This window comes from Acidovorax sp. T1, from assembly GCF_002176815.1.
Classification (GTDB): domain Bacteria; phylum Pseudomonadota; class Gammaproteobacteria; order Burkholderiales; family Burkholderiaceae_C; genus Acidovorax.
Genome location: NZ_CP021651.1, coordinates 21096 through 35649 on the forward strand (window position 1 = coordinate 21096; position 14554 = coordinate 35649).

The 14554-nt window shown below is 65.6% G+C and carries 12 protein-coding genes; 2 read left to right on the forward strand and 10 right to left on the reverse strand.

From position 1 onward, the window contains the following. Positions 1-178: 178 nt before the first annotated feature. Together traI and traJ are read right to left on the reverse strand one after the other, a co-directional pair. Complete coding sequence (gene traI / locus CCX87_RS20430) at positions 179-2008, reverse strand: TraI/MobA(P) family conjugative relaxase (protein WP_061070721.1); 1830 nt, start codon at positions 2006-2008, stop codon at positions 179-181. Beyond that, on the reverse strand, positions 2005-2382 hold the full coding sequence (gene traJ, locus CCX87_RS20435; RefSeq protein ID WP_054471493.1) for a conjugal transfer transcriptional regulator TraJ: 378 nt from the start codon (positions 2380-2382) through the stop codon (positions 2005-2007). Before traJ ends, traI begins: the two co-directional genes overlap by 4 nt. Before the next feature lie 355 nt (positions 2383-2737). Here traJ and CCX87_RS20440 point away from each other — a divergent pair, with 355 nt between their 5' ends. Then, the gene (locus CCX87_RS20440) at positions 2738-3166 is read left to right on the forward strand and encodes a TraK family protein (RefSeq protein ID WP_232476761.1); all 429 of its coding nucleotides are present in this window, start codon (positions 2738-2740) and stop codon (positions 3164-3166) included. Between the two features lie 219 nt (positions 3167-3385). On the opposite strand, the gene CCX87_RS20445 is transcribed toward CCX87_RS20440, so the two are convergent. The 5 genes from CCX87_RS20445 to CCX87_RS20465 all read right to left on the reverse strand — a co-directional run bounded on the left by CCX87_RS20445 (position 3386) and on the right by CCX87_RS20465 (position 7737). Continuing rightward, entirely contained in the window at positions 3386-4306 is a 921-nt protein-coding gene (locus CCX87_RS20445) for a DNA-binding protein (protein ID WP_061070723.1), read from the reverse strand. 341 nt (positions 4307-4647) lie between these two features. Further along, a complete protein-coding gene (locus CCX87_RS20450; RefSeq protein ID WP_012478212.1) occupies positions 4648-5448 on the reverse strand; it encodes a Tn3 family transposase in 801 nt (266 codons plus the stop codon). A 313-nt stretch (positions 5449-5761) separates the two neighbouring features. Further along, positions 5762-6106 carry a chaperone modulator CbpM gene (locus CCX87_RS20455; RefSeq protein ID WP_086913329.1) on the reverse strand — a complete coding sequence of 115 codons (345 nt, stop codon included), beginning with the start codon at positions 6104-6106 and terminating at the stop codon, positions 5762-5764. 2 nt (positions 6107-6108) lie between these two features. Beyond that, the gene (locus CCX87_RS20460) at positions 6109-7104 is read right to left on the reverse strand and encodes a DnaJ C-terminal domain-containing protein (RefSeq protein ID WP_087743781.1); all 996 of its coding nucleotides are present in this window, start codon (positions 7102-7104) and stop codon (positions 6109-6111) included. A gap of 144 nt (positions 7105-7248) precedes the next feature. After that, entirely contained in the window at positions 7249-7737 is a 489-nt protein-coding gene (locus CCX87_RS20465; protein ID WP_087748622.1) for an Lrp/AsnC family transcriptional regulator, read from the reverse strand. A gap of 138 nt (positions 7738-7875) precedes the next feature. Here CCX87_RS20465 and glmS point away from each other — a divergent pair, with 138 nt between their 5' ends. Then, positions 7876-9846: a glutamine--fructose-6-phosphate transaminase (isomerizing) gene (glmS, locus tag CCX87_RS20470; protein WP_087748623.1), complete on the forward strand. Its 1971-nt coding sequence runs from the start codon at positions 7876-7878 to the stop codon at positions 9844-9846. 1221 nt (positions 9847-11067) lie between these two features. Here glmS and CCX87_RS20480 read toward each other — a convergent pair. From CCX87_RS20480 to istA, 3 genes are all read right to left on the reverse strand, one after another. Beyond that, a complete protein-coding gene (locus CCX87_RS20480; RefSeq protein ID WP_087748625.1) occupies positions 11068-11982 on the reverse strand; it encodes a SphA family protein in 915 nt (304 codons plus the stop codon). Between the two features lie 96 nt (positions 11983-12078). Then, on the reverse strand, positions 12079-12843 hold the full coding sequence (gene istB / locus CCX87_RS20485; RefSeq protein ID WP_056269326.1) for an IS21-like element helper ATPase IstB: 765 nt from the start codon (positions 12841-12843) through the stop codon (positions 12079-12081). Further along, entirely contained in the window at positions 12840-14468 is a 1629-nt protein-coding gene (gene istA / locus CCX87_RS20490; protein WP_087744503.1) for an IS21 family transposase, read from the reverse strand. Before istA ends, istB begins: the two co-directional genes overlap by 4 nt. Positions 14469-14554: the final 86 nt, after the last annotated feature.

A 14554-nucleotide genomic window follows, 5' to 3' on the forward strand; every position in this document is an offset into this window, starting at 1 on the left:
GGGGTTGGGCCATCACGAGACAGTTCGCCACGAAAAGACTGTCAAGGTACCCGCCCAGGACGACACCGTCGCGTCCGGGCTTACGTTTTTGTTGAACATCGGTGTAAGCTAACTAGCTGCTATATAGCTTCTAGCTGCTAATTCGGATGCTAATCGAACATCCGAGAATTCGCAAGCGTCATCGCCCGCGCTTCTTGCCCTCCTGGCGTTTCGCCTTCTTGGCTTCCATCTGCGCCCGTAGCCGCGTCTCGCGCTGTTCCAGCTCGGACGGCGCGGGCCTGGCCGGCTGCTGAACTTTGGCCGGCGGCGGTGTCGGGGTGGCCTGGGTCGGCGCTTGTACCGGCCGCTGGGCTTCGCCCTCGATGTGCAGCCCGTCGAGCTGGCCCAACGTGCGCAGGCCGTGCCGGCGATGTGGCGGCGGCTCCTGGCCGACAGGGGGCACACCTGGCCGGCGCTTGGCCTGGGCCTTGGTGGCCTCGGCCTGCCGCCGGCTTTCCAGTGCCGGATCGGCGAAGGTGATGGGGAGCTGGGCATCGACGGCCGCCCGGATCACGGCGGCCTTGAACTCCACGCTGCCGCTGACAGTGATGCGCTCGCCGTAGCGTTCCATTGCCAGGCGCAGCGCCGCCGCCACGCCGGCGCGGTCGGCCTGGCTGGACACGGCCAGGCGCTCGCCGTCATCGCGCACGGCCGAGCTGCCGGCGCGGTAGATGATCGTGCCCTTCTTCGTGATGCTGTCGATCACCGGGGCATGGCCGGGCTTCGCCTGGCCGTCGCCCTGGATGGTGTCGCCCTTGAGGCCCTGGGCCGCCTCGCGGGCGCGCAGCGCATCGAGCGCCTGGCCGTCGCCGGCCGTTGCCTGCTGCTTGAGCCAGTCGGCCCACGGCCGCCGGCGGTGCTCGTTGTAGATCGCCGCCCGCTCCTGGTCGTGGCGCTTGTGGATCGCCTCCAGGTCGGCCCGCAGAGCGGCGCTGGCCTGGGCATACAGCAGCTTCTTGGTCAGCCGGCCATCGGTCAGGTGCTTGATGGCCGCCCGCCGGGTGGCCGCCGCCTTCTTGGCGTGCTCGATGGCCCGATCCTTCCGGCGCTTCGCCTCGGCCAGCACGCCGGCCCTGGCGGCTGTGAGGGTCTGCTGTGCGCCCTTGTACCGGGCGTAAAGCTCGGTCGTATCCAGGCCGCCGCGCAGACGCATCGGCCGGCCCTTCTGGTAGTTGCGCCGTGCCGGCGCGGCCTGGCGCTCGGGCGACGCCTCGAACGTGCCAAGCCGCTTTTCCAGGGCGGGCTTGGACAGGTCGCGGGCCAAGGTGCTGGCCTTGATGATCGTGCCGTCGCCGGCCTCGATGACCAGGCCGTTACCGCGTGCGCGCAGCGCCAGGCCGTTGTCGCGCATGACCTGGTGCAGCTCGGCCCAGCTTGCCGCGTCCTTGATCTCGTCCAGGCACTCGCGCTTGATCCAGCCGACCAGGCTTTCCACGCCGGCGTGCTGCTCCAGGTCGCCAGCCCTGGCGGCCGCGCCGCGCTGGCGTGGTTCGTGGTTGTCGCGTTCCAGGCCGTAGTCGCGTTCCAGGGTCGTGCAGAGGTCGGCCAGCGCCCGATGCGAGTAGTACGGCTCCTGCATCGTGCCCCTGGTCGGGTGAATCTTGTTGATGGCGATGTGGATGTGCAGGTTGTCGGTGTCGTTATGCACGGCGCTGACGCGCTGATGCTCGCCCAGGCCCAGCCCGTCGCAGATGCGGGCCTCGATCTGCCGCAGGGTGTCGGCGCTCGGCTGCTCGCCGGCGCGAAAGCTGACGATCAGGTGATAGGTCTTGTCGCCCTTGGCCCGCGTGTTGGCCTGCTGGGTTGCCAGTACCTCGGTGATTGCATCGCGCACGGTGTCGGCGGCGCAGTTCGTGACCTGCACCTGGCCCAGCCGGTGGTCTTTGCTCTGCGCGTCGGTGACGTAGCGCACCAGGCCGGCGAAGTCGGACTTGCCCAGCGAGCGCATGGGCACGTGCTTGGCGATCACGATTGCCCGCCTCGCGGCCGCACCACGCTTTCCGCGATGGTGCTGATCTTGTCCTGGGTCGCCTCGATCCGGGCCAGCAGCGCCCGGATGGTGTCATCGCCGAAGCGGGCCGTGCGCGGGTCGTCGGTCAGCCAGAGCTTGAGCAAGCCGCCCAGCCGCCCGAGGTCGCCATTCACGCGCACCAGGTCGCGCACGTTCTCGAAGTCGGTCACGCCTTTGACCTGGTAGCCCTGACCGACCGCCAGCAGGTAGGCGGACGTGCTCATGCCGGCGGCCTGGGCGTTGGCCTCGATGGCGGCCCGTTCGTCCGGCAGGCAATAGACCTTGATGGGCGTGCTGCCCTTCCTCGTTACCTTGTTCTCGTTGGCCTCCATCTTGGCGTCCTCTGTCGTTGCCGGCGGCCGCCGGCTGGCCCCGCAGGGCAGGATGCCCCGTTGAGCGCCGCAGGCGCGAATAAGGGGAAGTGAAGAGGATCACCATGCTTGCATGGTGGGCCTACTTCACACATCCTGCCCTCTATTCAGCGTTGCATTCAATAAGGAAACTATACACGCGCCATTGTGGATTTGCATGGTATCTAGCAAGGAAACCTAGCGCCTATGGATGCAACACGGCAAAATGCAGGGAAATCCGCTTGCTCGCAGGACTTAACACGCTGTTTCAGCGCACATTCCATGTGCTTTCCACTAGCTTTACACACATGAACCCGCGCGCATTACATAAACAGGAATGAAGCCGATGGGAACCCGATACACCGATGAACTTGCCGCCTGGGCCGATCAGAAGGCCGAGAAGAAGCGCCGCCAGGACGCGGCGGCAGTAGCGTTTCTGGCGGTGCGCGGGGATGTGGTCGAGGCAATGGAAGCCGGCTACGCGCTGACGACGATCTACGATCACATGCACGAAACCGGCCGGGTGAAAACCAGCTATGAGACGTTCCGCCGGCACGTCCAGCGGTTCATCAAGGCAGCGCCGGCCGACACCGCGCCGCCGACACCGAAGGCCGCCACCAGGTCGGCCAGCAACTCGCCGACCACCGTTCCAGCCGTCACGCCAAAGCCGGCCGTATCAGCTCCGGCCAGCCCTGCCAGCGAGCAAGCCGGGAAGATTCCCAGCTTCAATTTCAACCCGACGCCGAACAAAGAGGACTTGCTGTAAGCCGCCCCTGATGGGGGGATGAACACCAAGGGAAGACAGTCGGCCGGCCCCTCAAGTGTCAATAACCCCATGACGTGAAATCGCCCCCCCCCCTGCGCCTCCCACCGGCCAACAGATCAGGACGGCCAAACCTGGCCGCTAGGGGCAGGCCCGCGCCCCTCAAATGTCAATATCCGGGCCTCCCCCGAGTTCGTGAAATCGCCCCCCCTGGTGGGCCGGTCACTCGCCGCCTGGCTTCTTCCTGGTCGCAGGCTTCGCCTCGGCCGCCGGCGGCGTGATACGGGCCAGCAGCGCGGCAGATTGCTCCTTGAGCGTGTCGAGTTGCCCCGCCATGCGGGCAGCTTCCTCACGAGCCTGCGCGGTGGCCTTCGCGGCCTGATCGCGCTCGGCCTGCGCTGCCGTCAAGCGTTCTGCCATACGCTGCGCCTCGACCGCTGCGGCCTTCCGCTGCTCCTGGTGCGCTTCGCGCTCGGCATCGGCCTTGGCGCGGACGGTCGCCAGTTCCTCGCGCACCTGGTCAAGTTGAGCGGCGACAGCCTGGCCGGCTTTCTGCTGGTCGGCCAGCGCCCGGCGTGCTTGGTCTGCGTCCTCGTGGGCGCGGTCAAGTTCGGTGCGCAGCTCGCCGGCCCTGGCCTCGGCCGTGGCGGCCCGCTCACTGGCCGCTGCCAGCTCTTGGCGAACGGCGGTGAGTTCCTGGGCCAACTTTTCGGCGGCGGCCTTCTCAGCGGTCAGCTCGGCCGTGGTCGCCTCCAGCTCGCCGGCCTGGCGCTCGAAAGCCTCGGCCAGCTCCTGCCGCATCGCGTCCAGCTCGGCCCGCTCTGTTTCCCATGCGGCCTGTGCGCTGCGCAGGGATTCGTTCGCCAGCTCCTGGGCCTGCTGCCAGATCGTCGCCACGGCGGCGCTGCTGGCCTGCTGCACGACCTCCGGCACCGCCACGGCCACCGGGGCGGCCTGGGCAGTCTGCGCCCTGCGCCATTCCTTCATCACGGCGCTGGCTGCGTTCATATCTACGCGGGCGGCCCGGCGCACCGCATCGACCGTGGGCATCGTCTCGCGGCCCGACTGCTCGAAAAGATCAGTGGCGGCGGCAATGATGCGCTCGCGCACGTCGGCGGGGATTTGGGGGGCTTGCGGTGTCATGGCATCGGCTCCGGTGGATAAGATAAGAAGAATAATATTATTATTCTTCTTATTATGCAAGCCATTATTTTCCGCATGGCCTGGATCAGCCCGGCCGGGAGCGCGTCGGGGGTCGAAATTCGGGCCTGGGCGGGCCGTGGCGGCGTTTTCCAGGGTTGGCGGCACTATCCCCTACCCTCGCCCGGTTTCGGGCGTCCTGGGGTCTCCTCGTTTTCAGTGCAATAAGTGACGGTACGAAAAGCTAGCACTGGCGCGGAGGTGGTGTTGGTAGATCGTTGATTTCATTGACTTTCCTGTTCACTTTCAAATCTGCGATTCGTGGCGTCAAACCGTGGTCGGTTTCATCCATTGGTGCCAGTTATCGATGCATTTGGCCGCGAAGGCAGGATTTGGTCAGCATAGCGGTCAACCGGGAAGCGAAACACACCCCGCAAGTTGATGCTCTCCAGCCTGGTGGGCGCAATCTTCCCGATCAGTTCCGGTGGAATGACCTGGCGGCGGTTCGACCAGCGATCCAGGACCGCCTGCATCTGTGAGGTATTCCACGCCATCACGATGTTGGCCATCAGGCTCAACGCATCGGCCACAGCCTGCATTTCATCGACACGTTTGGCCTGCGCCGGGCTGATCCGGCCGGTATAAATGGCGCGCTTGAGGGCGTTAACAGCCTCGCCCCGATTGAGCACCCGGCGCAACTCGTTCCTGAAAGCGTCCTTGACAAAGTAGTCAGCCAAAAACGCCGTACGCAGCAACCGCCCCAATTGCACGCCAGCCTCATAGATTGGATCGCCCTGGGCGGCAGAACCGAACCGCGCAAGAGCTGCCACCGCACTGGCATGTCCGCTCATGACCGAGGCTGCCAGGTGCACCAGACTATCCCAATGCTTTTCGATCAAAGCGACGTCGACATTGGCTTCGCACACCGCAGCGATTTCTGCGGGCACTTTGGTGCCGCGTGGCACAAAGAGGTGGCGCTGTTTGAGTTCCTTCAACCGCGGGCAAAGATCAAAACCAAGCAAACGGGCATGTGACATGGCAAAGTCGGTGTAGCCATGGGTATCCACAGCAAGCTGGCTGGTCTCCAGCTTTTCTTGGCGGATGACACCTTCAATGGCCACGCCCGCCTGGCGCTCATTGAGCACAAAGGGCTGCGCATGGAAGATGCCCCACCGGTCTTTTTGATCAGCGCCATGTACAGCCAGGCTACCACGCTGGCGTTGCGCTCCCACAGCACCACGCTCACCACCACTGCGCCCAGACCCATGCCCAGCACACGCAAGGGATAGACCCGACGGGGGAGTTGGCGCTTGGGATCGGGCATGGTGGATCAGTCAGGCAGACGCCGCGGGGACGCGATGTGCTGGGAGCGTGCAAGGGGTTGGTTGTTACCAAATCCTACAGGTGGCGCCCCGCCAGCGCCAGCAAAAAATGTCACCGGGGCTTTCATCGGGAATGTCACCCAGGCCGTGGTCCGTGGCCCATGGCGGCTTCCAGGTGTTGCAGGCGCTGGCGCAGGTGTGCCACTTCTTCGATCAGGTCGGCCGTGAGGGCGGCGAGCTGGGGGTCGGCGTCGAAGGTGGTTTCCAGCTGGGCCAGCCGGCGCGCGCGCACCACGGTGGCGCTGGCAAAGCGCCAGTGGCCGCCCAGGCTGTCGGCCTGCAGCAGACCGGCCTCCAGCCGTTCGCTGACCCAGCCCGGCGCCACGTGGCAGATGCGTGCCAGGTCCTCCAGGGAAAACAGGGCGGTGTCGTCCAGCAGTTCGCCCGGCTGCACGTTGGGGGTGTTGTGGGCAGTTGTCATGGTCAGGCTCCCTGGGTGGCGCGCGGGTCGAAGCGGGGAAAGGCCTTGGCTATCGCGGTGTAGGCGGCGCGCTCGGCGTCGCTGTGGGCCGGCGGCAGGGCGACGCTCAGTTCCAAGTACAGGTCTCCTGGCGTGGCGGCGGGAATGCCCCGGCCCTTCAGGCGCAGCTTGCGCGCGGATTTCCAGTGTGCTGGCACGGTCACCTCCAGGGCGCCGGCGGGGGTGTGCACCTCGATGACGGCGCCCAGTTCGGCCTCCCAGGGGGCCACGGCCACGGGTTGGTAGACATCGCGGTCGATGGCGCGCCAGCGGGGGTCGGGTTTGAATTGCACCTCCAGGAACAGGTCGCCCGCAGGGGCGCCGCCCGTGCCGGGGCTGCCCTGGCCCGTCAGGCGGATGAGCTGCCCTTCGCGCACACCCTTCGGTATCTTGACCTGCAGGTTGCGTTGTTCGTGCACCATGCGGCCCGCGTCGTCGAGCCGGGCACCACGCAGCGTCAGGCTGCGCTCGGCGCCCTGGTAGGCGTCCAGCAGATCGAGCTCGATCCTGGCGTGGTGGTCGTTGCCGCGCGATGGCTGCGGTGTCCCACCCCATTCGGCATCCCGTGGCGCTTCACGGTATTGGCTTTGGGCACGCTGGGCGCGCGCATGGCGGCCAAAAAGCTGCTCGAAGAAGTCACTGAATTCGCCGTCGGGCCCACCGGCGGTGCCGGCCCCGTCGGAGAACTCGAAGCCGGCGTCCCAGTTGGGTGGCGGTCGGAAATCCTGCCCCGGGCGGTGTGGCGCCTGGCGGCCCAGCGCGTCGTAGGCTTCGCGCTTTTCGGGATCGGAGAGCACGGCGTTGGCCTCGTTCACCTCGGCCATGCGGGCTGCGGCGTCGGCTTCCTTGCTCACGTCGGGGTGGTATTTGCGCGCCAGCTTGCGGTAGGCCTTCTTGATGTCATCGGCAGTGGCCGTTTTGCTGACACCCAGCACCTGGTAATAGTCCTTGAATTCCATGCGGCGTTTCCTTCGCGGTGGGGCTGCACGGGGCAGCTGCTGGGGCTACTGTATGCGCCGGGCTGGCGCCATGGCAATCCGGGGGCGCTTGCCGCAGGCGCCATGCACCCTTGGAGCGTCAAAAAAGATAGCTGCAACCGCTTGTCAGGTAAGCGCTAGCGGTATTTTTGTTTCAAATTTTGCACGGCGGGTGGCAAAAAAGGCTTTGACATTGCGCACATTGGCATCGCCCGTGAACAGGCGCTGCGACAGCGCCAGGTAGCCCGGCATGTCGCGCGTGTGCACCACCAGCATGAAATCCGGCCCCGGCGACACGCGCCAGCACTGTTGCACGCAGTCGTCGGCCACGGCGCGGGCTTCGAACGCATCCAGCCATTCGCCGCCCTGGCGGTCCAGCGTCACCTCCACCATGGCCGACAGCCCGTGGCCCTGCAGCGCCGCCAGCCGGTCGGGTTGCAGCAGGGCAACCTGGCGCTCGATCAGCCCGGCATCGTGCAGGCGCTTGACCCGCCGCAGGCAGGTGGGCGGCGACACATGCACCTGCTGCGCGAGCGACTGGTTGCTCTGCGCGGCGTCGGTTTGCAGGAGGTTGAGCAGTTGCAGGTCGGTGGCGTCGAGTGATATTTGTTCCATATATCAATTAAAAATGAACGTAAATTTCATTCGTTGCGATGCATGAAATTAAAGTTCAAATACAACCAAATATCAATCGAATATTTTTCTCGATGCTGTCTACCATCGGCCCATCTCTTTCCAACTGAGGCAACCACCATGTGCGGCATCGTCGGCGCAGTCTCCACGCGCAACATCGTTCCCATCCTCGTCCAGGGCCTGCAGCGGCTCGAATACCGGGGCTATGACTCGTGCGGCGTGGCCGTGCACACATCCAGCCTGAACGCGGCGCCCCATGGCACGCCGGACGGTGGACTGCGGCGCGCCCGCAGCACGGCGCGCGTGGCCGAGTTGCTGGCGCAGGTGCAGGCCGACCACCTGGAAGGCGCCACCGGCATTGCCCACACCCGCTGGGCCACGCACGGTGCGCCGGCGGTGCACAACGCCCACCCCCATTTCAGCCACGGCACGGGCAGCGACGCCGCTACAGGCCCGCAAGCCGAAAGCGACCCGGCGCGGCCGGGCCGCGTCGCCCTGGTGCACAACGGCATCATCGAAAACCACGAAGAGCTGCGTGCCACCCTGCAGGCGCGCGGCTATGTGTTTGTGAGCCAGACCGACACCGAAGTCATTGCGCACCTGGTGGACAGCCATTACAGCGGCGACCTGTTCGACGCCGTGCGGGCCGCCATCGCCGAGCTGCATGGCGCCTACGCCATTGCCGTGATCCACAAGGACGAACCCCATCGCGTGGTGGGCGCGCGTGCGGGCTCGCCGCTGATCCTGGGTGTGGGCAAGGAGGCGACCGAAGGGGCCTCGGCGACCCGCGAGCATTTCCTGGCCAGCGACGCTATGGCCCTGGCCGGCGTCACTGACCAGATCGTGTACCTGGAAGAGGGCGACCTGGTGGACCTGCAACTGGGCCGCTACTGGATCGTGGGCAAAGACGGCACGGCGTTGACGCCGGCGCAACGCCCCGTGCGCACCGTGCAGGCGCACAGCGGAGCGGCCGAGCTGGGGCCCTATCGCCACTACATGCAAAAGGAAATCTTCGAGCAGCCGCGCGCCATTGCCGACACGCTTGAAGGCGTCGCGGGCATCGTGCCCGAGCTGTTTGACGGCGCTGGCCTGCATGGTGAGCCGGGCGCCGCCGCCTGGCGCGTCTTCAAGGAAATTGACAGCGTGCTCATCCTGGCCTGCGGCACCAGCTACTACAGCGGTTGCGCGGCCAAATACTGGCTGGAGGAAATCGCCGGCATTCCCACCCAGGTGGAAGTGGCCAGCGAATACCGCTACCGCACCAGCGTGCCCAATCCGCGCACCCTGGTGGTCACCATCAGCCAGTCGGGCGAAACCGCCGACACCCTGGCTGCACTGCGCCACGCGCAAAGCCTGGGCATGCAACACACGCTGACCATCTGCAACGTGGCCACCAGCGCCATGGTGCGCGAATGCAAGCTGGCCTACATCACCCGCGCGGGTGTCGAGATCGGCGTGGCCAGCACCAAGGCCTTCACCACGCAACTGGCAGGCCTGTTTTTGCTGACGCTCGCGCTGGCCCAATCCAAAGGCCGCCTGAGCGAAGAGCAGGAAGCCGCCCACCTCAAGGCTATGCGCCACCTGCCCGTGGCCCTGCAGGCCGTGCTGGCGCTGGAACCCCAGGTTATCAGCTGGGCCGAAGACTTTGCGCGCATGGAAAACGCTTTGTTCCTGGGCCGTGGGTTGCATTACCCCATCGCGCTCGAAGGCGCCCTCAAGCTCAAGGAAATCAGCTACATCCACGCCGAGGCCTACCCGGCCGGCGAGCTCAAGCACGGCCCCCTGGCCCTGGTGACCAGCGCCATGCCGGTGGTCACCGTGGCGCCCAACGACGCGCTGCTGGAAAAGCTCAAGAGCAACATGCAGGAAGTGCGCGCGCGCGGCGGCGTGCTGTATGTGCTGGCCGATGCCGACACCCACATCGAAAGCAGTGAGGGCATCCACGTCATCCGCATGCCCGAACACTACGGCCACCTCAGCCCGCTGCTGCACGTGGTGCCGCTACAGCTGCTGGCGTATCACACGGCCTGTGCGCGGGGAACGGACGTGGACAAACCGCGCAACCTGGCCAAGAGCGTGACGGTCGAATGACCGGAGCGCGCTGGGGGCGGCGTTGATCTGCAGGAATAGAGTCTGTCGGGCTTGGAATATTTCCTGTCGGGCTGACCTAAGGGCACCATCGAACGCGACCGTGACGAGGCCTAGAGTGCAACTGGCAGCCGCCACGAAGTCACACTGATAGTCTCACCCGGTCGCGGGATGGAGGTTCTAACCTGCGCCGGCGGGCTTGAGGCGCTACTTGGTTGCCTCTGATCCCGAGACGCCAGCAGCTGGCTGGCGGTCCGAGAGCACTTCGCAAGCCGCGATCAGCCGCTCGGCGTACGCGAACGCTGCAGCGCGAACGCGATCTCTGGACACTCCAAGAATCCACAAGGCAGCGGCTACTGCGCAGACCATCACACCGAGTCGATGTCCAGTCGGCATCGTGACAAGCAGACCCCAAAGGTCGGCCCACGTTGTCGGCAGGGCTACGACTTTGTCCAGCACTAGCCAGGTTGCAGCCAGAACGGCCGATGTCAGACCGATCCATCGCATACCCAGCATGTTCCGTCGGAACCCGTAAGAGATGTTCTCCGTGAACAGCAGGCTGTGCTTGCTGGTGTCACGTGTCTGCTCCAGGAGCCACCGAGTTGCGGATTCAAAGAGCCGATCTGCTTTATCTGGCTCTTGCCCCTCTTGCGCTGCATTTGGAAACGCCACCCCCAGCTTGTCTGCCAGGAAGGTGTGAAGCCGCGCCTTGGTGATCGGATCAATCGTTTCATTTCGATGGCGCAGAACCAAAAAGCGTAAGAGCTGTTGCTCACGGGTGCAGCCGGCGCTTGGCTACACAAGGCGAGACGCTATGGGCGCTTAGAGCGACAGTGTGACCATGGCCACATTCGGCCAGTTTCGACGCAGCATAGGGAAGCAGTCTGTTCAGGGCTTCCGCCTCTTCGGCGATTTCGCCTTTGCGCGCTTTTGCTTGGGCTGTTTGATTGGGGAGCGCTCAGTGCTTATTGGCGCGACCAAGGCCACCGTTTCGTTCAGAGGAGATCCAGACGGTGAGCCGGACGTTTCTACTTCTGAGCGTTACTGAATCGGGTACAAGGGCAGACTTACGTGAGAGCCGATACCCATGCGGTGCGTCAAGACTGGCTCCCGACATTGAGGCTAGCCGCCGGCGTCGGCCGGCACTGTGGAGGGGGTGATGTCAACCATGGGTTGGAGCATGCATGGCAAGAAAGCCCCCCTCGCGTCAGTGCCGCACGCGCCTCACAGTGCCCATACCGCCTTGAGCCACAGGGCGTCGCCCTTGGTGTGGTTGCGCGCACGGATCTCCTTGAGCCAGCGCAGCTCCACCGACGGAGCGGCGGGCGAGGTCTGCCAGCGCAGCGCCGGGCCCAGTGCGAGCACGCGTGTGCGGTTGCCGTCTGGTCCCGCCGTGATGCCGTTTTGCCGGTCATCGGTGGTCTGGTGGATGAGGTAGCCCTGCAGACCCACCTGCCATGCCGGTGCCACGCGCATGCCGGCATTGAAGTCGGCGTGCAGGTACTGACCGGATTTGTAATCGGTGTCGCTGTTTTTCCGGTTGATGCTGTAGGTGAGCTTGGTGGACAGGTCCAGCCCCGATTCCGTCAGGTAGGAGGCCACCACCACCGGGCGCAGGGTGGTGATGTTGTTGCCTGGGTTGGCCATGCGGGTGGCGCTGTAGGACCCGGTGGGCAGCACCACCGCCAGCGCTGCGGCGGTGTGCCACTGCGGGCCATGCCAGGCCAGCAGCGACGCGGCCTCGATATCGCCAAAACCGGTTCTGCTGTCACTGGCCCCTGCGGCCTGCACCTTCAGTTTCACCAGCGGCAGCACGCCGTAGAAGCCCAGCTGGCCACCCAGCAACGTGGTGCCGGTCATGTGCACTACGCGGCCCACCAGCACGTCGGCGCGCACTTTGAAGCCTGGGATCGCCGAGTTGCCTTGGCCGTCGTTGAAGCGGTCGGCCTGGTAGTGGTTGGCGTAGAGCAGTCCGTAAGTGCCCGGTGGCGGCAGGGCACCGGCCAGAAAGCCCTCGGTGCCCGCAGCGGCAGTGGTGCCGCCGCCCTCGGTGGCCTGGGCCGGTCCGATCCATCCCAGCGTCAAAGTCGCGACGGTGGCGGCGAGGCTGGTCAGCCGGCGGGGGAAATGCAATGGCATGGTGTGTCTCCAGTTGTTGTTGTGGTGGGCCCCGATGGCCAGGTCAAATTCCCCCACCCTTGGCCACCCCAAATTCCCCCAGGCAGGACGGTCGGATTATGACGACTCGGGTGTGATGGCGATGCGTGCAGCGGCCTCCTTGAGGCGGTAGCTCTTGCCCTCGAACTCCAGCATCGCGCAGCGGTGCATGAGGCGATCCAGGATGGTGCTGGCCATGGTGGCGTCGCCGAGGTATTTGCCCCAGTCCTGCACCACGCGGTTGGACGTGATGAGAACAGCGCGGCGCAGCTTGTAGCGCTGGTGCACGATGGCCTGTAGGACTTCAGCGGCATGCTCGCTGATGCGTCTGGCCAGGAACAGGTCATCGAGGACGAGCAGGTCCGGCGCGACCCAGTCCTTGAGCAGCTCGGTGCGCTCTGCCGTAGTGGCCAGCGCGTAACGGGCGAACTCGGTGTCGGCTTCCAGGTAACGCACGTCATAGCCCTGCAGCGTGGCCTGGTAGGCCACGGCCTTGGCCACATGGCTCTTGCCGGTGCCCGGCTTGCCGATGATCAGCGCGTTGGCCCCCTCGCCGATGAACTTCAGGGTGTGCAACTCGAAGCAGGCGCTGCGCGGCAGCTTCGGGTTGAAACGCCAGTCGAAGTCAGCCAGCGAGGGGCGCTCATCCAGACCCGAGCGCTTGAAGCGGCGCTCGGTCAGGCGAGAGCGCCGGCGGTCCAGCTCGTCTTGCAGCATGGCGGCGAAGGTCTCCAGGAAAGGCTGCTGGGCGGCCTGGGCCTGCATCACGCGGGTGGACAGGGTCTCGGCGATGCCGGACAGGCGCAGCTCGCGCAGCGCGCGTTCGATCTCGATCATGTTCATGGCTGAACTCCCGGTGCGTTGGTGGTGTTGTTGGTGGTGGTGGTGGTGGTGGTGGTGGTGTTTGCCGTGGCGGCGGCGAGCGCGAAGAGATCGCTGTACTCCTCAGCGTCTCGGATGAGCTCATGCTGCTGCGTCAGCGCGTGGGCACCGGCGGCGGGTGCTTCGCCGCAGGTAGCCTCGATGGCCGCCATCGCCTGGGCAAAGAGGGCTTCGGTCAGCGCCAGCACGCGCTTGTAGCTGTAGACCCCTTGCTCCAGGGCCTGGGCGCAGGCGGCATTGATGCAGTGCGCCGGGTAACGGCGCATGAGTCCCACAATGCCCCAGAGCTTGCGCTGCCCGACACGACCCTCGATGGCAAAGAGCAGCTCACACAGCCGGCTGGCGTGCTCACCAATCTCGCCGGCCTGACGCAGGATCAGGCGGGTCTCGCGAGACGGATTGAACACCCGCTCCTCCATGGGCAGAATCACCGTGCCGGGACGCTCGGCCTTGGCGTGGGTGCGCAGCAAGGCACGGGTGTGCATGTCACGAATCTCGATGCGCTGGGCGTAGATGCGCACCAACACCTTGGAGCCGATGTTCGCCGGGCGAGCGGCGTAGCTGCTGTGATCCACCCGCACACAGCTGTCGTCGCAGACGGTGCGCACCGCCTCGTCGAAATACTGCATTCCCAGCACTGGCAGGGGTTTGAGGTGGCTGCGCTCTTCCTCGAACATGGCCTGCACCTGGCGTCGCTCGGTGCCGTGGATGCGCTTGGATGCCCAGCTCTTCTCCCAGTGCGCCAGGAACTCGTTCTGGGCCTCGATGGACTCAAAGCGCCGGCCCTTCAAGGCCGTGGCCTGGGTATGGCCGATGGCATGCTCCACCGTGCCCTTGCGGTTGGGGTCTCGCACCCGCGCCGGGTCGGCCACCACGCCGTAGTGCGCCAGGGCGGCGGCGTACACCGGGTTGAGATCGGGCTCGTACAGGTCGGGCTTGAGGACGCCTTCCTTCAGATTGTCCAGCACCACGTACTGGGGGCAGCCCCCGAAGTACCGCAGGGCCCGCTCGTGCAGCTCGGCCCAGATCTGCTGGCTGGACTTCCAGACCACGCACCGGAAACTGGCACGGGAATACCGCAAGGTGGCCACGAACAGGCGGGGCTTGCGGTACCGGTCGCTGCCGGGCACGCGGGTGGGCGCGCCCTCGCCGTAGTCCACCTGCATCTCCTCGCCGGGCAGGAAGGACAGGCGATCGAACTGCTCGGGCTCCTTGTGCCGCAACTTTGCACAGAAGCGTTTGACCGAGTTGTACTGGCCATCAAAGCCGTGCTGGTCGACCAGGTCCTGGTAGATGGCCGTGGCGTTTCGCTTCAGCCGCAGCTGGGCTTCGATGAACTCGCGCCAGGGTTCGCACAGGGAGGTGGCCACCGGCCCAGGAGCCGGTGGCCAGGGTGGGGGAATTTGACCTGCCGAGCCGGTGGCCACCCCGGGGGAATTTGACTGCAGTTGCTCCAGCCAGCGCTGGTGGTAGCTCCTGACCGTCTTGCGGTCGATGCCCGTGATGCGGGCGATCTCGCGTTGCGATGTGTTGCGCTCCAGCAGTGTCTCTATGGTGGCGCGTTGGTTGGACTTCAAGACATTCACTCCTTGGCCTTCCCTCGGGGAAGACTGGATCAATGTCCTGCCAACAGGTGCCGACGACGCCGGCGTTAAACCCCTATCCCCGATCA